Below are 20531 nucleotides of genomic sequence, written 5' to 3'. Positions count from 1 at the left end.
GGGCAGTTTGCACCCTGAGCACCGCGTTCGCCCACGGGCGGCCGCCAGGGGGCGCGCGGGGCTGCCGTAGTCTGCCCGCGTGTCCGCCCCCTCGCGCCCCTCGCCGTCCGACGCGCTGCACGGCCTCCGTTTCGCGTTCGGCACCCTCACCGTCCTGCCGGTCCGGGTGAGCCGCTGGGACCGCCCCGCCGCGCGCGGCGGGATGCTGTGCGCGCCGCTCGCCGGGCTCGTGGTCGCCCTGGCCGCCGCGGGCGCCGGCCTGCTGCTGCTCTTCCTGGGCGCCGGGACCCTGACCGCCGCCGTCGCCACCGCCGCCGTGCCCGCCGTGCTCACCCGCGGCCTCCACCTGGACGGGCTCGCCGACACCGCGGACGGTCTGGGCAGCGGCAAGCCCGCCGAGGACGCGCTGCGGATCATGAAGCAGTCGGACATCGGCCCCTTCGGCGTGATCACGCTCGTGTTCGTCCTGCTGGCGCAGGTGGCCGCCCTGTCCCACGCGTACGGACACTCCTGGTCCCGGGGCGCCCTCGCCGCCGTCGTGGCGGCGGTGACCGCCCGGCTGGCCCTGACGCTGGCCGCCCGCGCGGGGGTGCCCGCCGCCCGCCCGGAGGGGCTCGGCGCGGCGGTGGCCGGCGTGGTGCCGGTGCCGGGCGCGCTGGCTGCCGCCCTCGCCGTCCTGGCCGCCGCCACCGCGGCCGGCGCGGCGCTCGGCCCGCGCACCGCCGCGCTCGCCGCGGTCGCGGTGCTCGCCGCCCTGGCCGCCGCCGAACTCCTCCTGCGGCACTGCTCGCGCCGCTTCGGGGGCGTGACCGGCGACGTCTTCGGCGGCATCGCGGAGACGGCGGCCACCACCGCCCTCGTCGTCCTGTCACTGGGCTGAGCCGTTCCGCCACCGCACCGGGCCGTTCCGCCACCGCACCGGGCCGTTCCCTCACCGGCGGGCCGAGCCGCCACCGGCCGGGCCGTCCTCCCACCACCGGATGGTTCGCCACCGGCCGAGCCGTCCCGTACCCGCCGGGCCGTTCCGCCACCCGCCGAGCCGTCGTGTCACCGGCGGCCCGTTCTGTCACCGCGCTGAAACGGATCGCGCGCACGGCCCCTGCCCCGCCCCGTCCTTGGCTAGCCTGAGCCGCCGAAACGGACAGCGATCACGATCGGGGGACGTCCGTGCCGAAGCTGCGCCGCGCCACGGCCTGGCTCATCGACTTCGCGCTGGTGGCCGCGGTGGCCTCCGCGCTCGCCGTGCTCACCTTCCACCGCGTCTCGGCCCTCGTCGCCGACGTGCCCGGCCTCGCCACACGCGGCGGCTGGGACCTGCTCGCCTCGCGCGGCGACGTCGTCGGCGCCTCGGAGCGGCTGGGGCTGTCGCTGTGGGACGAGACGGTGCTGTACGTCGAGGAGGCCTTCGGGCTGCTGGTGCTGATCACCTTCGGCTACCAGTGGGCGTGCCTGGCCCTGACCGGCCGGACCGCCGGCAAGGCACTGCTCGGACTGAAGGTCGCGCCGGTCCTCCCGGACCGCGCGCGCCGCGCCGCGGCCCTGCGGGCAGCGGTCACCACGGCTGCAGACGTGGCCGTGTACGCCGTGGCCTGCGTGCTGCTCGTCGAGGGCGAGTTCGTGCTCTCGGTGCTGGTGTGGGCGGTGGCCGTGGCGCTCTTCCTGCTCAACGCGGTGCCGGTGCTCCTGCCGGGCAGGCGCTCCCTGGCCGACCGGCTGGCGCGCACCACGGTCGCCCCCTGAGCGGTGGGCCGCCGAACCTCCTCCGCGAACAGGCGTGTTGGGCCTGTTCGCCACCCGCACACGACCATGCGGCGACCACCCGGCGACCGCGGCACCGCCGCCGAGTGAACGACCGGGCGGCCGATCGGCGCAGCAACGCGCGTAGGCTCGTGCCGGGTGTTTGCCTGCCCGGGTGAGTACCGCGCCACGAAGGGGTTCTAGGGTCGGTCACCGGGCCCGGTCGACCCACCCCGTATTCGGCCACCACATTTCATAGGGAAGCGAGATTTCACCACCGTGACTGCTCTCACTCTCAGCACCGCCGCGGCGCCCGGCCTGCGGGCCGACGCGATCGTGATCGGGGTCGCCAAGGGCACGAAGGGCCCGGTCGTCGCGCCGGGCGCCGAGTCCGTCGACAAGGCCTACGACGGCAGGCTCGCCGGCGTCCTGGAGACCCTCGGCGCCTCGGGTGCCGAGGGCGAGGTGACGAAGCTGCCCGCGCCCTCCGGCTTCAAGGCCCCGCTCGTGCTCGCGGTGGGGCTCGGCGCGGAGCCCGAGAAGGACGCCGGGTACGACGGCGAGGCGCTGCGCCGGGCCGCCGGTGTCGCGGCCCGCGCCCTGGCCGGGACGAAGAAGGCCGCCTTCGCGCTGCCGCTGGTGGACGCCGCCGACGCCGGCGCGGCCGGCGAGGGCGCGTTGCTCGGCGCGTACTCCTTCGACACGTACAAGGAGAACGGCAAGGACGCCAAGGCGCGGGGCGGCAAGGCGCCGCTCGCCGAGGTCGTGCTGCTCGGCGGCAAGCCCCGCGACCGGGCCTTCAAGGCCGCCGTGGAGCGCGCCGCTGCCGTCGCCGAGGAGCTCAACCGCGCCCGCGACCTGGTCAACACCCCGCCGAACGACCTCAACCCGGCCGCCTTCGCCGCCATCGCGCAGGACGCGGCCAAGGCCAACGGCCTGAAGATCCAGGTGCTCGACGAGAAGGCGCTCGCCAAGGGCGGCTACGGCGGCATCCTCGGCGTCGGCGCCGGCTCCGCCTCGGCCCCGCGGCTGGTGAAGCTGTCGTACACCAGCCCCAAGGCGAAGAAGCACCTGGCGCTGGTCGGCAAGGGCATCACCTACGACTCGGGCGGCATCTCCCTGAAGCCGGCCGGCCACAACGAGACGATGAAGTGCGACATGAGCGGCGCCGCCGCCGTGTTCGCGGCCGTCGTCGCGGCCGCCCGCCTGGGCCTGGAGGTCAACGTCACCGGCTGGCTGGCGCTGGCCGAGAACATGCCCTCGGGTTCCGCCACCCGTCCGGGTGACGTACTGCGGATGTTCAGCGGCAAGACGGTGGAGGTGCTCAACACCGACGCCGAGGGCCGCCTGGTCCTGGCGGACGCGCTGTGGGCCGCCTCCCTGGAGAAGCCGGACGCCATCGTGGACGTGGCGACGCTGACCGGCGCGATGGTGCTGGCCCTCGGCAACCGCACCTTCGGCGTCATGGCCAACGACGACGCGTTCCGCACGGCGATCCACGAGGCCGCCGAGGAGGTCGGCGAGGAGGCCTGGCCGATGCCGCTGCCCGAGCACCTGCGCAAGGGCATGGACTCCCCCACCGCCGACATCGCCAACATGGGCGAGCGCATGGGCGGCGGCCTGGTCGCCGGCCTGTTCCTGCGCGAGTTCATCGGCGAGGGCATCACGTGGGCGCACCTGGACATCGCGGGCCCGGCCTTCAACGAGGGCGGCCCGTTCGGCTACACGCCCAAGGGCGGTACGGGCTCGGCGGTTCGCACGCTGGTGCGGCTGGCGGAGCTCACGGCCGCGGGTGACCTGGGCTGAGGTTCCCTCCAGTGCCGTGACGGCCCCGGGTGCCTTGCGCGCCCGGGGCCGTTCCGTCCCCTCACCCGGCGCGGGTGTCGTGCCTCACACCGCGGCCCCGCGTCTCGTTCGTCCCCGACAAGTGCGAAGATGGGCGTCGGCAGGACAGGGCCCCCCTTTAAGGGCCGAAGCACAAGCGGCCGGACACCAGCCGCCCGCCGGTCACCGACGACCGGTCTACGGCGCACATGCATGGAGGACGTGACGTGGCGAACGACGCCAGCACCGTTTTCGACCTAGTGATCCTCGGCGGTGGTAGCGGTGGTTACGCCGCGGCCCTGCGCGGGGCGCAGCTGGGCCTGGACGTCGCCCTGATCGAGAAGGACAAGGTCGGCGGTACCTGCCTGCACCGGGGTTGCATCCCCACCAAGGCCCTGCTGCACGCGGGCGAGATCGCCGACCAGGCCCGCGAGAGCGAGCAGTTCGGCGTCAAGGCCACCTTCGAGGGCATCGACGTCCCGGCCGTCCACAAGTACAAGGACGACGTGATCTCGGGCCTCTACAAGGGCCTGCAGGGGCTCATCGCCTCCCGCAAGGTGACCTACATCGAGGGCGAGGGCCGGCTGTCCTCCCCCACCTCCGTCGACGTGGGCGGGCAGCGGATCCAGGGCCGTCACGTCCTCCTGGCGACCGGCTCCGTGCCGAAGTCCCTGCCGGGTCTGGAGATCGACGGCAACCGCATCATCTCCTCCGACCACGCCCTCGTGCTGGACCGCGTGCCGCAGTCCGCGATCATCCTGGGCGGCGGCGTGATCGGCGTGGAGTTCGCCTCCGCGTGGAAGTCCTTCGGCTCCGACGTCACGATCATCGAGGGCCTCAAGCACCTCGTCCCGGTCGAGGACGAGAACAGCTCCAAGCTGCTGGAGCGCGCCTTCCGCAAGCGCGGCATCAAGTTCAACCTGGGCACCTTCTTCCAGAAGGCCGAGTACACCCAGAACGGGGTCAAGGTCACCCTCGCCGACGGCAAGGAGTTCGAGGCGGAGGTCCTGCTCGTCGCGGTCGGCCGCGGCCCGGTCTCCCAGGGCCTGGGCTACGAGGAGGCCGGGGTCGCCATGGACCGCGGCTACGTCCTCGTCGACGAGTACATGCGCACCAACGTCCCGACCATCTCCGCCGTCGGTGACCTCGTCCCCACGCTCCAGCTCGCGCACGTCGGCTTCGCCGAGGGCATCCTGGTGGCGGAGCGTCTGGCCGGTCTGAAGACCGTTCCGGTCGACTACGACGGTGTCCCGCGGGTGACGTACTGCCACCCGGAGGTCGCCTCCGTCGGCATCACCGAGGCCAAGGCCAAGGAGATCTACGGCGCGGACAAGGTCGTCGCTCTGAAGTACAACCTGGCGGGCAACGGCAAGAGCAAGATCCTGAAGACCGCGGGCGAGATCAAGCTCGTCCAGGTCAAGGACGGCGCCGTGGTCGGCGTCCACATGGTCGGCGACCGCATGGGCGAGCAGGTCGGCGAGGCTCAGCTGATCTACAACTGGGAGGCGCTGCCGGCCGAGGTGGCCCAGCTCATCCACGCCCACCCGACGCAGAACGAGGCGCTCGGCGAGGCCCACCTGGCGCTGGCCGGCAAGCCCCTGCACTCCCACGACTGACGCCTCAGTCATCGGGCGCGACGACCACAGACTTCCGTAATTCGTTAGGAGCAACCGAAACCATGGCGGTTTCCGTAACCCTTCCGGCGCTCGGCGAGAGCGTCACCGAGGGCACTGTCACCCGCTGGCTGAAGGCCGAGGGCGAGCGCGTCGAGGCCGACGAGCCGCTGCTCGAGGTGTCGACCGACAAGGTCGACACCGAGATCCCCTCGCCCGCCGCCGGTGTGCTGGCCTCCATCAAGGTCGCCGAGGACGAGACCGTCGAGGTCGGCGCCGAGCTGGCCGTCATCGACGACGGCTCCGGCGCCCCCGCGGCCGCTCCGGCCCCGGCCGCCGAGGCCGCCCCGGCCCCCGCCCCGACGCCCACGGCCGCCCCGGCCGCGCAGGCCCCGGCCGCCCCCTCCACCGAGCAGGCCGCCCCCGCCCCGGCGCCGACCGCCGACGCCACCGCCGGCGGGTCCTCCGCCGAGGGCACGGACGTGGTCCTGCCCGCGCTCGGCGAGTCCGTCACCGAGGGCACCGTCACCCGCTGGCTGAAGTCGGTCGGCGACTCCGTCGAGGCCGACGAGCCGCTGCTCGAGGTCTCCACGGACAAGGTCGACACCGAGATCCCGGCGCCCACCTCCGGTGTGCTGCTCGAGATCGTGGTCGGCGAGGACGAGACCGCCGAGGTCGGCGCCAAGCTCGCCGTCATCGGCGCCCCGGGTGCCGCTCCCGCTGCCGCCCCGGCCCCCGCCGCCCCGGCTCCGGCCGCGGCTCCGGCTCCCGCGCCCACCGCCCCGGCTCCGGCTCCGGCCGCGGCTGCCCCGGCGCCCGCTCCGGCGGCGCCCGCGGCTCCGGCTCCCGCGCCCACCGCCCCGGCCCCGGCCCCGGCCCCGCAGGCTCCGGCCCCGCAGGCTCCGGCTCCGGCCCCGCAGCAGGTCACCCCGGCCCCCGCGCCGGCCCCGGCCCCGGCCGCGGCTCCCGCCGCCCCGGCCGCCGCCCAGCCGACCGACGAGGGCGCCTACGTCACCCCGCTGGTGCGCAAGCTTGCCGCCGAGAACGGCGTCGACCTGTCCACCGTCAAGGGCACCGGCGTCGGCGGCCGCATCCGCAAGCAGGACGTCCTGGCCGCCGCCGAGGCCGCCAAGGCCGCCGCCCCGGCTCCCGCGGCCGCCCCGGCCGCCGCCCGCAAGGCGCCGGTCCTCGAGGTCTCCCCGCTGCGCGGCCAGACCGTGAAGATGCCGCGGATCCGCAAGGTCATCGGCGACAACATGGTCAAGGCCCTGCACGAGCAGGCCCAGCTGTCCTCCGTGGTCGAGGTCGACGTGACCCGCCTGATGCGGCTGCGCGCCCAGGCGAAGGACTCCTTCGCCGCGCGCGAGGGCGTCAAGCTCTCCCCGATGCCGTTCTTCGTCAAGGCGGCCGCGCAGGCGCTGAAGGCCCACCCGGTCATCAACGCCCGGATCAACGAGGCCGAGGGGACCATCACCTACTTCGACACCGAGCACATCGGTATCGCGGTGGACTCCGAGAAGGGCCTGATGACCCCGGTCATCAAGAACGCCGGCGACCTCAACATCGCCGGCATCGCCAAGGCCACGGCCGAGCTGGCGGGCAAGGTCCGGGGCAACAAGATCACTCCGGACGAGCTGTCCGGCGCGACCTTCACCATCTCCAACACCGGTTCGCGCGGCGCGCTGTTCGACACGATCATCGTGCCGCCGGGTCAGGTCGCGATCCTCGGCATCGGCGCCACCGTCAAGCGCCCCGCCGTCATCGAGACCGAGGAGGGCACGGTCATCGGCGTCCGCGACATGACGTACCTGACCCTGTCCTACGACCACCGTCTGGTGGACGGCGCCGACGCCGCCCGCTACCTGACGGCGGTCAAGGCGATCCTGGAGGCCGGCGCCTTCGAGGTCGAGCTGGGCCTCTGACCCGACCACAGGATCCGCTCGGTCCGCAGGGACCACGGCTGTACGGCGCCCCCGTCCGGAGCTTTCCGGGCGGGGGCGCCGCGTTCGCCGCGTCTCGCACTGCGGACGTGTAAGTCTCGTCTCACCTGCGTGAAAGCACCCCCGCGCGCCCTTCCGGCGGGGCGAACCCGCCGTATTGTCTAAGCGTCGAACGCCCCCGGGGGCCAGTGGGGCCCCTCCCTAAGGAGCCCGCCATGACCGCGCCCGTCGTCCACTCGCTGCGCGAGCAGATCCGCGAGCACATCGTGGAGGGGATCGTCAGCGGGCGCTGGAAGCCGGGCGAGCGGATCGTGGAGCGGCGGATCGCCACGGAGCTGGAGGTCAGTCAGACGCCGGTCCGTGAGGCGCTGCGGGAGCTGGAGTCGCTGCGGCTGATCGAGTCGGCGCCGAACAAGGGCGTACGGGTACGGAATCTGACCGCCGCCGATCTGGAGGAGAGCTACCCGGTGCGGGCGGGGCTGGAGGCCATCGCGGCGGAGCTGGCGGCTGAGCGGCTGGCCGAGGACTGCTCGGCGCTGGAGCCGCATGTCGCCGCGCTGTACGAGGCCGACCGGGCGTCGGACGGTACGGGGCAGGTGCGGCACACGGTGGGCTTCCACCGGGAGCTGGTGCGGGCGGCCGGCAACTCCGTGCTGCTGCACACCTGGGAGGGGCTGGGGATCGAGGTCTTCACCGCGCTGTCCATCCGGTGGCTGGGGACGGTTCAGCAGTCCTACGCCGAGGAGCACGAAGAGCTGGTCCAGGCGTTCCGCCGCCGTGACCCACGCATCGCGGACCTGGTCAAGTCCCACGTCCTCGGCTGCGCGCCCCGCCCCTGATCTCAGGGCCCGCCACTTCTTCCCCCCACCCGGGGCGGCCCACCCGGGGCTCCGCCCCGGCCCTCGCCCACCCAACCCACCCAACTCGGCGGGCCAAACGGCCCCACCCCGGGGCTCCGCCCCGAACCTCGCCCACCCAACCCACCCGACTCGGTAGGCGAAAGGGCTCCGCCCACCGGGGCCCCGCCCCGGCCCCGGCGGGGGCTGCGCCCCCTGCACCCCGGTAGCCCCAGGCCGATCCCTTCGCGAGGCAGCGCCACCTGACCCACCGACGACCGAACAGGGATCCGGGACCGAAACCCAGAGGACGAAACGCCTCCCCCACCGAGACGGGCGGCCCGAACGGGCAAGGGCTGGGGCACAGCCCCCACCAGGGCCGGGGGGCGGAACCCCAAGGGGCGGGGCTCCGACCCTCACCGAGTCACGGCCCGGACGGGCAAGGGACGGGGGCATCCCCGGGGGGTAAGCCCCCTTGGCCTACCGAGACGGGGGGTTGGGCGGGCAAAGGCTGGGCCGCAGCCCCCACCGGGGCCCGGGGTGGAGCCCCGAGGGGCGGGGCTCCTTCCCTCACCGACACGGGCGGCCAGGGCGGGCAAGGGACGGGGCATCCCAGGGACAGGACCCCTCGGCCTACCGAGACGGGTGGGCTGGGTGGGCAAAGGCATGGGGTGCAGCCCCCACCGGGGCCGGGGCGGAACCCCGAGGGCCGAGACGGGCGGCCGGGGCCGGTGCAGGGTGCCGGGGGGCAGTCGAGCAACCCGGCGCTCACCTGGGGAAACCGTTCGAAAATGCGGCACCCGGTGCCTGCCCCAACGGCACCGCGTGCCGACTTTCTCGGAATCGAGAGGTTTTGCCTCTCAACCCTTTGATCGATCATCGATCAGGGAGTTATTGTCGCCGACGGGCTTCCACCGAGGCCCCAGCCCTGTCCTGCCAAAGACCAAGGGCACCCCCGAACCCTTACCGATGAGGGAACCCCCTTCGACTGAGGAAGGCGGCGACATGACCGACCCCCACGCCATCAGGCCGAGCGAGCTCGACCAGCTCCCGGACCGGGACCCCGAGGAGACCGCCGAGTGGCAGGCCTCCCTGGACGCCGTCGCGAAGGCGGCGGGCCCGCACCGGGCGGCCTACCTGATGCGCCGCACGCTGGAGCGCGCGGAGGGCACCGGGGTCGCCCTGCCCAGGCTGCTCGAGACGGACTACGTCAACTCCATCCCCACGGCCGCCGAGCCCGCCGTTCCCGGTGACGAGGCCATGGAGGCCCGTATCACCGCCTGGAACCGGTGGAACGCGGCCGCGATGGTCACCCGCGGCGCCAAGTACGGCGTCGGCGGCCACATCGCCACCTTCGCCTCCGCGGCCTGGCTCTACGAGACCGGCTTCAACCACTTCTTCCACGGCAAGGAGCGCGACGGCTCCGGCGACCAGCTCTACATCCAGGGCCACGCCTCCCCCGGCATCTACGCCCGCGCCTTCCTCGACGGCCGCCTGTCCGAGCAGCAGCTCGACAACTTCCGCCAGGAGGCCGGCGGCAACGGCCTGCCGTCGTACCCGCACCCGCGCCGCCTGCCCTGGCTGTGGGAGTTCCCCACCGTCTCCATGGGCCTCGGTCCGCTCTCCGCGATCTACCAGGCCCGCTTCAACCGCTACCTCACCAGCCGCGGCATCAAGGACGTCTCGTCCTCGCACGTGTGGGCCTTCCTCGGCGACGGCGAGATGGACGAGCCGGAGTCCACCGCGGCCCTGGCGCTCGCCGCCCGCGAGGAGTTGGACAACCTCACCTTCGTCATCAACTGCAACCTCCAGCGCCTGGACGGCCCGGTCCGCGCCAACTTCAAGATCGTGCAGGAGCTGGAGGCCCAGTTCCGCGGCGCCGGCTGGCACGTGGTCAAGACGCTGTGGGGCTCGGCCTGGGACGAGCTGTTCCAGCTCGACACCACGGGCGCGCTGGTCCGCCGGCTGCGCGAGGTCCCGGACGCGCAGGTGCAGACGTACCAGACGCGCGACGCCGCCTACATCCGCGAGGACTTCTTCGGCAAGGACCCGGCGCTCGCCGAGATGGCGAAGCTGCTGAGCGACGACAAGATCCTCGAGTGCTTCCACTTCTCCCGCGGCGGCCACGAGCCCCGCAAGGTGTACGCCGCGTACAAGGCCGCCCTTGAGTACAAGGGCGCCCCCACGGTGATCCTGGCCCAGACGGTCAAGGGCCACACCCTCGGTGCGGGCTTCGCCTCGAAGAACGCCAACCACCAGATGAAGAAGCTGACGGTGGACGAGTTCAAGGCGATGCGCGACCGCCTCGGACTGCCCATCAAGGACAGCGACTTCATCGACGGCCAGGTCCCCTACGGCCACCCCGGCGCCGACTCGCCCGAGGTGCGCTACCTCCAGGAGCGCCGCGCGGCCCTCGGCGGCCCGGCCCCGGCCCGCCGCGTGCACCCGGTGCCCGCGCTGCCCATGCCGGCCGACAAGGCGTTCGCCGCCTTCGACAAGGGCTCCGGCTCGCAGAACGTGGCGACGACGATGGCCTTCGTCCGCCTGGTCAAGGACCTGGTCCGCGACAAGGAGACGGGCAGGCGCTGGGTGCCGATCGTCCCCGACGAGGCGCGCACCTTCGGCATGGAGTCGCTGTTCCCCTCGCTCGGCATCTACTCGCCCAAGGGTCAGACGTACGAGCCGGTCGACCGCGACCAGTTGATGTACTACAAGGAGGCGAAGAACGGCCAGATCCTCAACGAGGGGATCACCGAGGCCGGTTCGATGGCCGACTTCATCGCCGCGTCGACCGCGTACGCGACGCACGGCGAGGCGATGATCCCGTTCTACATCTTCTACTCGATGTTCGGCTGGCAGCGCACCGGCGACCAGTTCTGGCAGCTCGGCGACCAGCTCGGCCGCGGCTTCGTGGTGGGCGCCACCGCCGGCCGCACCACGCTGACGGGTGAGGGCCTCCAGCACGCGGACGGCCACTCGCCGGTGATCGCCGCGACCAACCCGGCGGCGCTGACGTACGACCCGGCGTTCGCGTACGAGATCGCGGTCATCGTCAAGGAGGGCCTGCGCCGCATGTACGGCGAGGCGGCGCCGGGCGAGGACCAGAACGTCTTCTACTACCTGACCGTCTACAACGAGCCGCTGCCGCAGCCGGCGAAGCCGTCCGCGGCGGGTGTGGACGAGGGCATCCTCAAGGGCCTGTACCGCTTCAACACGGCGGAGTCGGCGGGCCTTTCGGCCCCGGCGAACGCGCCGCGCATGCAGCTGCTGGGCTCGGGCACGGCGATCCACTGGGCGCTGAAGGCGCAGCGGATGCTGGCCGAGGAGTGGGGCGTGGCCGCCGACGTGTGGTCCGCGACCTCCTGGGGCGAGCTGCGCCGGGACGCGATGGAGGCCGACGCTGCGCTGCTGCGCGGCGAGGAGCGGGTGCCGTTCGTCCGCCGGGCGCTCCAGGGCGCCGAGGGCCCGGTGCTCGCGGTCTCCGACTACATGCGGCAGGTCCCGGACCAGATCGCGCAGTGGGTGGAGCAGGACTGGTCGTCGCTGGGCGCCGACGGCTTCGGCCTGTCGGACACCCGTGACGCGGCCCGCCGCCACTTCGGCGTCGACGCGGAGTCGATCGTCGTCGCGGCCCTGGCCCAGCTGGCCAGGCGCGGCGAGGTGAAGGCCTCCGCCGTCAAGGAGGCCCGGGAGAAGTACGGCCTGTAGGCGGTAGGAGCGGTTGTGGTGAAGGGGTACGGCGGTCGCCGTGCCCCTTCGCTGTCGGTGGCGCCGGGCATGATGGGCGCATGCGTGCCGCCCGCCTCATCAAGATGGTGCTGCTGCTCCAGTCCCGTCCGGCCATGACGGCCGCGGAGCTGGCCCGGGAGCTGGAGGTGTCGGAGCGGACGGTGACGCGGGACGCGCAGGCGCTGTCGGAGGCGGGGGTGCCGGTGTACGCGGACCGGGGGCGCGGTGGCGGGTACCGGCTGGTGGGCGGCTACCGCACGCGGCTGACAGGGCTGGCGCGCGGCGAGGCGGAGGCGCTGTTCCTGAGCGGGGTGCCGGGCGCGCTGCGGGAAATGGGGCTCCAGGACGCGGCGTCGGCCGCCCGTCTGAAGGTGTCGGCCGCCCTGCTGCCGTCGCTGAGGGACGCCTCCCGTACGGCGGCGCAGCGTTTCCACCTGGACGCGCCGGGCTGGTTCACGCGGCCGGAGACGCCGGGGCTGCTGCCGGCGGTGGCGGACGCGGTGTGGGACGACCGGCGGCTCACCGCGCGCTACCGGCGCGGCGAGGAGGAGGCCGTACGGGAGCTGGAGCCGTACGGGCTCGTACTCAAGGCGGGCGTCTGGTACCTGTGCGCCCGGGTGACGGGGCGGGGGTCCTTCCGGGTGTACCGCATCGACCGGTTCACGGCCGTGGAGCCGTCGGCCGCGGACGGCGGCGGGCGCTTCGAGCGGGACCCGGACTTCGATCTGCCGGCCTTCTGGGAGGAGCGGGCGGAGCAGTTCGCCCGCTCGATCCTGCGCGCCGAGGTGGTGGTGCGGCTGTCCGCGCGGGGCACGCGCCAGTTGCCGTACGCCGTGGATCCCGCGGCCGCGCGGGAGGCGCTGGCCGCAGCGGACGCCCCGGACGAGGCGGGCTGGGTGACGGTGACGGTCCCGGTGGAGTCGGAGGAGGTGGCCCACGCCCAGCTCACCTCGCTGGGCCCGGAGGCGGAGGTGCTGGCGCCGGCGTCCCTGCGGGCCCGTCTCGCGGCGGACGCGGCCCGGCTCGCCGCGCTGTACGGGGGGCGTGCAAGGCATGCGTAACGATCCGCCGTACTCCACGTGCGCCCCCTGGGGTGAGGGCCGATGCTTGACCCGTGATGGACGAGACGGAGTTCTGGGAGCTGATCGACGGCAGCCGGGAGGCCGCCGAGGGTGATGCGGAGGAGCAGGCCGACCTGCTCGTCGAACGGCTGCTCGACTGCGATCCCGAGCTGGTCCTGGACTTCGCCCGTCACTTCGAGTCCCGCTACAACCGCGCCTACCGCTGGGACCTGTGGGGCGCCGCGTGGGTACTGCTCGACGGGGCGAGCGACGACGCGTTCGACTTCTTCCGCTGCTGGCTGATCGGCCAGGGCCGGGAGGTGTTCGAGGGGGCCCTGCACGACCCGGACTCGCTGGCCGAGCTGCTGGAGGACTTCGACGAGGAGATCGACGGCGACGGCGAGGAGCTCGGGTACGCGGCCGACGAGGCCTACGAGCAGCTCACCGGCACCGTCGCCCCCGACCTCGGCATCCCGCCCGCCCCGGCGGAGCCGGAGGGCACGCCGCTCGACCTCGAGGACGACCGGCTGCTCGCGGAGCGCTACCCGCGACTGTGGCAGCGGTTCCGGGAGTAGCACCCGCACCGGGCGGTGCCGGCCGGGTCCCGTTCAGGCGGTCCCGTCAGGCGGTCCCGTTGGAGCGGTCCCGTCAGACGGTGCCGCCAGGCGGTGCCGTTCGGCCGGTGCCCTCAGTTCCTGCCCTGGAGCCGTGCCGCGGCCTCCCTGATGGCGGGCAGGCGCAGGGTGAGGGCGGCGCCGGGGCAGTTGGTCATGTAGCCGTCGGTGTGCCCGGCCAGGGCGGGGAGCAGGGCGGTGGTGCCCTCCCGGTAGCGGCTGTGCGCGTTGCTCGACATCAGCGTGACGCTCCCGCGCGGGTCGATGCCCGCCAGGCCCAGCTTCCAGGCGGCCAGCGCGGCGATCGCGTCGGTCATGGCGCGTGGCACCTCCGCCCCGGCGGGGAAGGTGCCGATGGCCGCGATGCCCGCGGTGCGGTGGTTGAAGCCCTGGGTGTGGGCGCCGGTGACGGCGCGGTCGACGCCGCCGGCCCGGCCCTCGTAGATGGTGCCGCAGCGGTCGACGAGGAAGTTGTAGCCGATGTCGTCCCAGCGGCGCGCGCCGGTCTGGCCGGCGTAGAGGTGGCGGATGATGCGCGGGGTGTCGGCGCAGGAGTAGCCGTTGGGCGAGTCGGTGTGGTGAAGGAAGACGGCGACGACCTTGTCGTCGTAGCGCGGCGGCGGCTGCGCGTGCCGTGCGCCGGAGTCCAGCCAGGCGGTGCGGGGCACGATCCGCGGCCGGGGCGCGCCGTGGACGGCGGCGCCGTCCGGGCGGGCGCCGGTCACCCGCGCGGGCGCCCAGGCGGGCGCGGAGACGGATACGGCACGGTCGGTGCCGTATCCGTACAGCAGCAGGGCGCCGGCGGCGCAGGCCACCGGCAGACAGCACAGCAGCGCCACGGCGGCGCGGCGCGGCGGTCCCGGGCGCCGTGCCCCGGTCCGCCGCGCTTCTCCCAGAGCACGCATGTGATCACTCTCGGCCCCTGCCGCCCCGTCCGCGATGTGTGTTGTGCCACCCGGTGGAACCATCGTCCTGGTCAGGGACGTTTCTGTGGGTACACGTACACGTGGCCGGTTCCCGGACCCACGTGCGTGTGGCTGATCACTGGACCCGTCCCCCACGTACTTGAGGGTCCGAGAGAAAGGCGGCGTGCGTGGACCTGCTGGACCTCCTGCTGTTGCTGGTGATCGTCGCCTACGCCGCGTCCGGGTACCGGCGCGGGCTGGTCGCCGGATGTGTCTCGCTGGCCGGGTTCGTCGGCGGCGCGGTCGTCGGCGTGTGGATCCTGCCCTGGGTCATGGGCCTGGTCACACGCGGGTCGACGACGGCGACGGTCACGGCCGTGCTCACCGTGCTGGTCCCGGCGGTGGTGGGGCACGAGCTGGCGGGCCGGCTCGCGCTGCGGCTGCGCCGGGAGCTGGACCGCGGGCCGCTGCGGGTGGCGGACGGCGTGGGCGGGGCCCTGGCCAACTCGGCGGCGGTGCTGATCGTGGCCTGGGTGGCCGCGAGCGTGCTCGGCGCGTCCTCCTCCCCGGTGGTGACGTCGGCGATACGCGACTCGACGCTGCTGGGGGCCGTGCAGCGGGCGATGCCGGACACGACTCCGGCGTGGTTCTCGCGGGCCACCTCCGCGCTGACCGAGGCGGGTTTCCCGCAGGTCTTCAACCCGTTCGAGAACGAGCCGGCGGCGGGTGTCGCCGCGCCCTCGGGCGACAGCGTGACGGCGAGCGCGACCAGCGCGGCCCGCCTGAGCACGGTCAAGATCGAGGGCTCGTCGGGCAACCAGGGCCGCGAGGGCAGCGGCTTCGTCTTCTCCCGGCAGCACGTGATGACGAACGCGCACGTGGTGGCCGGCATCGACGACCCGACGGTCCGCGTCGGCGGCGTCGGCCGGTGGTACGAGGCGCGGGTGGTCCTCTTCGACCCGGACCGCGACGTGGCCGTGCTGTACGTGCCCGGGCTGCGCGCCCCGGTCCTGAAGTTCGACGCCACGGCGGCGCGCGGGGACTCGGCGGTGGTCGCGGGCTATCCGCAGGACGGCTCGCTGAACCTCCAGGCGGCGACGGTGGCCAACCGGATCCAGGCGACCGGCCAGAACATCTACAACGACGCGACGGTCACGCGCGAGATCTACTCGATCCGCTCCACCGTCCGCCCCGGCAACTCCGGCGGCCCCCTGCTGACCACGCAGGGCCGGGTCTACGGCGTGGTGTTCGCCCGCTCCACCTCGGACAACGACACGGGGTACGTGCTGACGGCGGCCGAGGTGGCCGCGGACGCCCGCCGCGCGGCGCACGCGACCGCCCCGGTGGACACGGGCTCCCTGGTCACGTCGTGAGGCGACGGGCCATCAGCACGTCGTCGACGTAGGCGCCGTCCAGCCGGAACTCCTCCGGCTGGACGCCCTCCACCACGAACCCCTCGGACTCGTACAGGCGGCGGGCCGGGGTGTTGTGGCCCAGCACCCGCAGGCTGATCCGGCGGGCGCCCTGCCGCCGGGCCTCCTCCACGGCCGCCCGCAGCAGGGCGCGTCCGACGCCCTTGCCGCGCGCGTCGTCGGCGACGGCGAGCCCGCGGATCTGCCGTACGTGCGCGTTGGAGGCCAGTCCGGTGGGGGAGCCGAGGCGGATGTAGCCGACCAGCCGTCCGTCGAGTTCGGCGACGAGGTGGTCGCCGGGCCCCGACCGGGGCGTGAAGAAGGGTTCGTACGGCTGTGCGGGCCGCGGGCCGACCGCGTGCAGCGTGGACCAGGTGGCGCGGTCGAGGCGGCCGAGGGCGTCCTCGTCGTCGGGCGTGGCGGGGCGTATGTGCGGAGCCGGCATGAGGGTCACTGTACGGCGGTGACCGCGCCGCGCCCGAAGGGTTTCCGGCGCCCGGCGGGGCAGGATGGGCGCATGGAACACAGGCGAATCGCGGTGGCCGGCGCGTCCGGTCTGATCGGCAGCGCGCTGGTGCGGTCCCTGGCCGCGGACGGGCACGAGGTGGTGCGCCTGGTGCGCCGTTCGGCCCGCGGCGGGGACGAGGTGTCCTGGGACCCGGACAGGCAGTACGTGGACGCGGCGGGGCTCGCCGGGTGCGACGCGGTGGTGAACCTGGCGGGCGCGGGGGTGGGCGACCACCGCTGGACGGACGCGTACAAGCGCAAGATCCGGGACAGCCGGGTGCTCGGCACGGCGGCGCTCGCGGAGGCGGTGGCCTCGCTCGACACTCCCCCGCGCGTGTTCGTGAGCGGCAGCGCGATCGGCTTCTACGGCGACACGGGCGACCGGGCCGTGGACGAGGACGCGCCGCCCGGGGACGGTTTCCTGCCGCGGTTGTGCGTGGAGTGGGAGGAGGCGGCGGCGCCGGCGCAGGAGGCGGGCGTCCGGACGGTGTTCGCGCGCACCGGGCTGGTGGTGGCCCGCGGGGGCGGGGCGTGGGGGCGGCTGTTCCCGCTGTTCAAGGCGGGCCTGGGCGGGCGGCTGGGGAGCGGGGCGCAGTACTGGTCGTTCATCGCGCTGCACGACGAGGTGGCCGCGCTGCGCCATCTCCTGGACAGCGAGGGCCTTTCGGGGCCGGTGAACCTGACCGCGCCCGAGCCGCTGACGAACCGTGAGATCACGGCGGCGATGGGGCGGGTGCTGCGGCGGCCGGCGCCGTTCGCGGTGCCGGCGCCCGTACTGCGGGCGGTGCTCGGGGAGATGGCGGGGGACGTGCTGGGGAGCGCGCGGGTGGTGCCGAAGCGGCTGCTGGAGTCCGGGTTCTCCTTCGCGTTCCCGGGGATCGAGGACGCCCTCCGCGCGGCCCTGTGACGCCTGCCGCGCGGCCGTTGGACGCCTTGCGATCGTGGCCGCGGCGGCTTGCGATCGCATGCGACCGCCGTGCGACCGTGCCCTGCCCATGCGCGACTGTTCGTGACCGGTAACGGCCCTAACCTCGACCCGAACTCGGGTATTCCCAAGGCCTGTTGAGGGCATCACTGACCCACCGGCCGCGCAACCTCGAGGAGGGGCACGTGCTTGAGCCCGCGTACCAGGCGGATGTCGTCGTGGTGGGAGCCGGAGTCGCCGGACTCTCGGCGGCGCATCGGCTGATCAGCGCAGGAGTGACAACCGCAGTGCTGGAGGCCGCCCCTTACGTGGGTGGCCGCATGTCGACGGAGAAGGTCGACGGGTTCCGGCTCGACCGGATCGGGCAGCTGCTGTCCACGTCGTATCCCGAACTGGAGCTCAGTCCCGGCCTGGACGCGCTGGTGCTGCGCGCCTTCGCGCCGGGAGTCCTGCTGCACAGCGACGGGCGGCGCCTCCGCGCGGGCGCCCCGGCGCGCGGAGGTAGCGCAAGGAGCGCACTGCACGCCGTACGCGCCCTTGCGAGCGCCCCCCGGTCGTCCGCCGCGCCCCCTGTCCGGGCGCGCGCCCTGCGTTCCGCCGCCCTGCCACGGCCCCGGACCGCCGCCCTGCCACGGCCCCGGGCCGGCGCCCCGCTGGGCACCGCCGTCGACCAGGCGCGGCTCGGCTCGGCGCTCACCCGGTTCGCCGCCACGCCCGTGGAGCGCCTGCTGGCCCGCCCCGAGATGCCCGCGGCTCAGGCCCTGGCGGCCCGCGGCCTGCCCGCCCGCACCGTGGACGGCTTCCTGCGGCCCCTGCTGGCCACCCTGCTGTGCGACCCGGACCTCACCACCTCCAGCCGGTGCGCCGACCTCGCGCTGCGCTCCTTCGCGAGCGGGCGGCTGTGTCTGCCGGAGGGCGGCGCCGAGGTCGTGCCCGAGCTGCTCGCCGCCGCGCTGCCGCCGGGCACCGTGCGCACCGGAGTGCGGGTCACCGCCGTCTCCACCACCTCGGTGACCACGGCGGAGCACGGCGAGATCCGCTGCCGGGCCGTGCTGGTCGCCACCGACGCGCGCGCCGCCGCCGAACTGCTGCCCGGCCTGCGAGTCCCGGACTTCCACCCCGTGACGGTCGTGCACCACACCACGGACGATCCCCCGGCCACGGGCGGCTACCTGCTGCTCGACTCCGACCGCGGGGGCCCGGTCGCGCACACGGCCGTGGTCAGCCGGGTCGACCCGGCCCGCGCGCCGGCCGGCCGGGCGCTGATCTCGTCGACCGTTCTCGGCCCGTGCCCGGCGGAGGCCGACACCGCCGTACGCATCCACCTGTCCCGGCTCTACGGCACCTCGACGGCGCGCTGGGAGACCCTGGCGGTGCACCACACCGCCGAGGCCGTGCCCGCCATGCGGCCGCCGCACGACCTGCGGCGGCCGGTGCGCCTGCTGGCGGGCCTGTACGTGTGCGGCGACCACCGGGACACCAGCACGGTCCAGGGCGCCCTCCACTCGGCCCACCGGGCCTCGGCGGCCATCCTCACGGACCTCTGCGCCAAGCGCCCCCTCCACCAGGCGGACCCACCCCCTGCCACCCCACGAGCGGCCGCCTGACACCGGGCCCTGGGCTGGCCGCCCGCGCGCGGGCGGTCAGCCCAGGGCCGCCACCTTGTCGCGGTAGGTGCGTACGGGTGCTGCGTCCCTGTAGGGCTCCAGGCGGCGTTCGAAGTCCCTGACGTACTCCACCGCCCGTACCGAGCGCATCTCGGCGGCCTGGGCCGCGGCCTCCGCGCCCAGCCGGCAGGCCTGGTCCAGGTCGCCGAGGCCGAGCCGGGCGGTGGCGAGGACGACCCGGCAGAACAGCCGGCTGCGGGCGTACGCCGGGGCGCGCAGTTGCAGGGAGCGCTCGGCGTACTGCGCGGCGGCGCGGTACTGCTGGAGGTCCCGGTGGCAGTGCCCGAACTCGTCGGCGAGCTGGGCCTCGTCGAAGAAGCGCGCCCAGAACGGCACCTCGTCGCCGGGCCGCGCTGCCTCCAGGGCGCGCTCGGCGCGCACCAGGGAGGCGGTGCAGGCGCGCGCCTCGCCGAGCACGCCGTGCGCGCGTGCCTCGGCGGCGTGCAGCAGCGCCTGGACAACGGGCGGCGCGGTGGTGCCGAGCCCCTGCTGGGCCACCCGCGCGAGCTGGACCGCCTCCCGCCCGTGCGCCAGATAGACGGCCTGCCGGCTCATGGTGACCAGCACGTAGGCGCCGTAGGGCCGGTCGCCGGCGGCCTGGGCTAGCCGCAGGGCCTGCACGAAGTAGCGCTGGGCGAGCCCGTGCGCGGCGATGTCGTACGAGGTCCACCCGGCGAGCCGGGTCAGGTCGGCGGCCGCGCCGAACAGCCGGCGGCCGCTCTGCTCGCCGTAGGTGCCGCGCAGCATCGGCTCGCACTCGTGCTCCAGGTAGCGCACGAGAGCCTGGCGGGCGTGGCCGCCGCCGTACATGTCGTCGAGGGTGCGGAACAGCTCTGCGACCGAGCGCAGCGCGCCGATGTCCCCGGCGGTGACCCGCTGGCCGGGCTCCCGCTCGGTCCCGCCCCGCTCGGCCTGCCCGCGCTGCCGGGGCACCCCGAGAACACCGAAGACCCCGGAGGCGCCGGCCGTACCGGGGCCCCCGGACGCTCCCGGCACGCCGGACAGCCCGGCCGCCCCGGGCACCCCGAACCCACCGCCCGCGCCGGTCCCGCCGGACGGGCCCGGCGTCCCCGGCCCCGGGCCCCCGGGCACCCCGGGCGGCCCCGGCGGGAGCTCGCCCGCCGGCCGGCTCTGCGCCGGGACGCGGCCGCCCGCCAGGTCCCCGCGGGCGACCCGGTCGTCCGCCCGCCCGATCAGCCAGTCCCGGCTGGGCACCACGAGCCCCGCCGGTGTGAAGGCGATCTTGCGCAGCTCGGCATGGCTGCCGGAGTCCTTGCGCCACAGCCCGCTGACGATGTCGACGGCCTCCTCGGGGGTGGCGGCGAACTCCAGCCCCGCGTAGACCGGCGCGCAGGCGTCCAGGCCGAGGTCCTGGGCGGTCAGCCGGCGGCCGAGGCGGCGTGTGAAGACCTCCGCGATCAGCGCGGGCGTGGTCCCGCGCGGTTGCTGGCCGCGCAGCCAGCGGGTGACCGAGGTCTTGTCGTATCTGAGGTCCAGTCCGTGTTCGAGGCCGAGCTGGTCGACGCGACGGGCCAGACCGGCGTTGGAGAATCCCGCTTCTGCGATGAGCGCGGCGAGCTGGCGGTTGGGAGTGCGCTGCGCGGGTCGTTCCGTCATCTGCGGTGCGGTCTCCTGCCTTTCGGGCACGCACGCGGCCGCGCGGTGCCCGGATTGCCTGTGAGCAGCCCTTATGGCCTCATGACGGCGCGAATGTAGCGGAGAGTGAGCATGCGACCGCGCTCTTCGACCCGCATTCATCCG

15 protein-coding genes are annotated in these 20531 nt (G+C 74.3%); 12 read left to right on the top strand and 3 right to left on the bottom strand.

Annotation, left to right across the window (positions count from 1 at the left end; genetic code table 11):
* The first annotated feature begins 79 nt into the window (after positions 1-79).
* The 9 genes from IE217_RS00790 (at position 80) to IE217_RS00750 (ending at position 13315) form a co-directional block, all read left to right on the top strand.
* A complete protein-coding gene (locus IE217_RS00790) occupies positions 80-880 on the top strand; it encodes an adenosylcobinamide-GDP ribazoletransferase (RefSeq protein WP_190175695.1) in 801 nt (266 codons plus the stop codon).
* A gap of 287 nt (positions 881-1167) precedes the next feature.
* Complete coding sequence (locus IE217_RS00785) at positions 1168-1740, top strand: RDD family protein (protein ID WP_190175694.1); 573 nt, start codon at positions 1168-1170, stop codon at positions 1738-1740.
* 276 nt (positions 1741-2016) lie between these two features.
* Positions 2017-3543, top strand: a complete 1527-nt coding sequence (locus IE217_RS00780) for a leucyl aminopeptidase (RefSeq protein ID WP_190175693.1) — start codon at positions 2017-2019, stop codon at positions 3541-3543.
* Positions 3544-3788: 245 nt separating this feature from the next.
* Complete coding sequence (gene lpdA, locus IE217_RS00775) at positions 3789-5177, top strand: dihydrolipoyl dehydrogenase (RefSeq protein ID WP_190175692.1); 1389 nt, start codon at positions 3789-3791, stop codon at positions 5175-5177.
* 62 nt (positions 5178-5239) lie between these two features.
* Positions 5240-7096, top strand: a complete 1857-nt coding sequence (gene sucB / locus IE217_RS00770) for a 2-oxoglutarate dehydrogenase, E2 component, dihydrolipoamide succinyltransferase (RefSeq protein WP_190175691.1) — start codon at positions 5240-5242, stop codon at positions 7094-7096.
* Between the two features lie 233 nt (positions 7097-7329).
* Positions 7330-7953, top strand: coding sequence for a GntR family transcriptional regulator (locus IE217_RS00765; RefSeq protein ID WP_189702964.1), 624 nt, complete (start codon positions 7330-7332; stop codon positions 7951-7953).
* A gap of 1002 nt (positions 7954-8955) precedes the next feature.
* Entirely contained in the window at positions 8956-11658 is a 2703-nt protein-coding gene (gene aceE, locus IE217_RS00760) for a pyruvate dehydrogenase (acetyl-transferring), homodimeric type (RefSeq protein WP_190175690.1), read from the top strand.
* A gap of 80 nt (positions 11659-11738) precedes the next feature.
* Entirely contained in the window at positions 11739-12740 is a 1002-nt protein-coding gene (locus tag IE217_RS00755; protein WP_190175689.1) for a helix-turn-helix transcriptional regulator, read from the top strand.
* Positions 12741-12796: 56 nt separating this feature from the next.
* The gene (locus IE217_RS00750) at positions 12797-13315 is read left to right on the top strand and encodes a DUF4240 domain-containing protein (protein WP_190176074.1); all 519 of its coding nucleotides are present in this window, start codon (positions 12797-12799) and stop codon (positions 13313-13315) included.
* Positions 13316-13428: 113 nt separating this feature from the next.
* Here IE217_RS00750 and IE217_RS00745 read toward each other — a convergent pair whose 3' ends face one another.
* Entirely contained in the window at positions 13429-14259 is an 831-nt protein-coding gene (locus IE217_RS00745; RefSeq protein WP_229864960.1) for a peptidoglycan recognition protein family protein, read from the bottom strand.
* Positions 14260-14447: 188 nt separating this feature from the next.
* Here IE217_RS00745 and IE217_RS00740 point away from each other — a divergent pair, with 188 nt between their 5' ends.
* Complete coding sequence (locus IE217_RS00740; RefSeq protein ID WP_190175687.1) at positions 14448-15632, top strand: MarP family serine protease; 1185 nt, start codon at positions 14448-14450, stop codon at positions 15630-15632.
* Here the strand turns inward: IE217_RS00740 and IE217_RS00735 are convergent.
* Positions 15622-16116: a GNAT family N-acetyltransferase gene (locus IE217_RS00735; RefSeq protein ID WP_190175686.1), complete on the bottom strand. Its 495-nt coding sequence runs from the start codon at positions 16114-16116 to the stop codon at positions 15622-15624. The genes IE217_RS00740 and IE217_RS00735 overlap by 11 nt on opposite strands.
* 72 nt (positions 16117-16188) lie before the next feature.
* On the opposite strand from IE217_RS00735, the gene IE217_RS00730 reads away from it, so the two are divergent.
* Both IE217_RS00730 and IE217_RS00725 read left to right on the top strand, forming a co-directional pair.
* Positions 16189-17085: a TIGR01777 family oxidoreductase gene (locus IE217_RS00730; protein WP_190175685.1), complete on the top strand. Its 897-nt coding sequence runs from the start codon at positions 16189-16191 to the stop codon at positions 17083-17085.
* Positions 17086-17288: 203 nt separating this feature from the next.
* Positions 17289-18710, top strand: a complete 1422-nt coding sequence (locus IE217_RS00725) for an NAD(P)/FAD-dependent oxidoreductase (protein ID WP_190175684.1) — start codon at positions 17289-17291, stop codon at positions 18708-18710.
* A gap of 36 nt (positions 18711-18746) precedes the next feature.
* On the opposite strand, the gene IE217_RS00720 is transcribed toward IE217_RS00725, so the two are convergent.
* Positions 18747-20387, bottom strand: coding sequence for an NsdA family TPR-like regulatory protein (locus tag IE217_RS00720; RefSeq protein ID WP_190175683.1), 1641 nt, complete (start codon positions 20385-20387; stop codon positions 18747-18749).
* Positions 20388-20531 lie beyond the last annotated feature (144 nt).

The sequence above is a fragment of the Streptomyces naganishii JCM 4654 genome (assembly GCF_014650575.1).
Classification (GTDB): Bacteria; Actinomycetota; Actinomycetes; order Streptomycetales; family Streptomycetaceae; genus Streptomyces; species Streptomyces naganishii.
The sequence above is the reverse complement of the archived record's forward strand: the minus strand, read 5'-3'. Positions and strand labels throughout refer to the sequence as shown.

Coding starts and splice junctions, on each gene's coding strand:
- sucB (WP_190175691.1), top strand. CDS start 5,240: ATGGCGGTTTCCGTAACCCTTCCGGCGCTCGGCGAGAGCGTCACCGAG.
- IE217_RS00765 (WP_189702964.1), top strand. CDS start 7,330: ATGACCGCGCCCGTCGTCCACTCGCTGCGCGAGCAGATCCGCGAGCAC.
- aceE (WP_190175690.1), top strand. CDS start 8,956: ATGACCGACCCCCACGCCATCAGGCCGAGCGAGCTCGACCAGCTCCCG.
- IE217_RS00755 (WP_190175689.1), top strand. CDS start 11,739: ATGCGTGCCGCCCGCCTCATCAAGATGGTGCTGCTGCTCCAGTCCCGT.
- IE217_RS00750 (WP_190176074.1), top strand. CDS start 12,797: ATGGACGAGACGGAGTTCTGGGAGCTGATCGACGGCAGCCGGGAGGCC.
- IE217_RS00745 (WP_229864960.1), bottom strand. CDS start 14,259: ATGCGTGCTCTGGGAGAAGCGCGGCGGACCGGGGCACGGCGCCCGGGA.
- IE217_RS00735 (WP_190175686.1), bottom strand. CDS start 16,116: ATGCCGGCTCCGCACATACGCCCCGCCACGCCCGACGACGAGGACGCC.
- IE217_RS00730 (WP_190175685.1), top strand. CDS start 16,189: ATGGAACACAGGCGAATCGCGGTGGCCGGCGCGTCCGGTCTGATCGGC.
- IE217_RS00720 (WP_190175683.1), bottom strand. CDS start 20,387: ATGACGGAACGACCCGCGCAGCGCACTCCCAACCGCCAGCTCGCCGCG.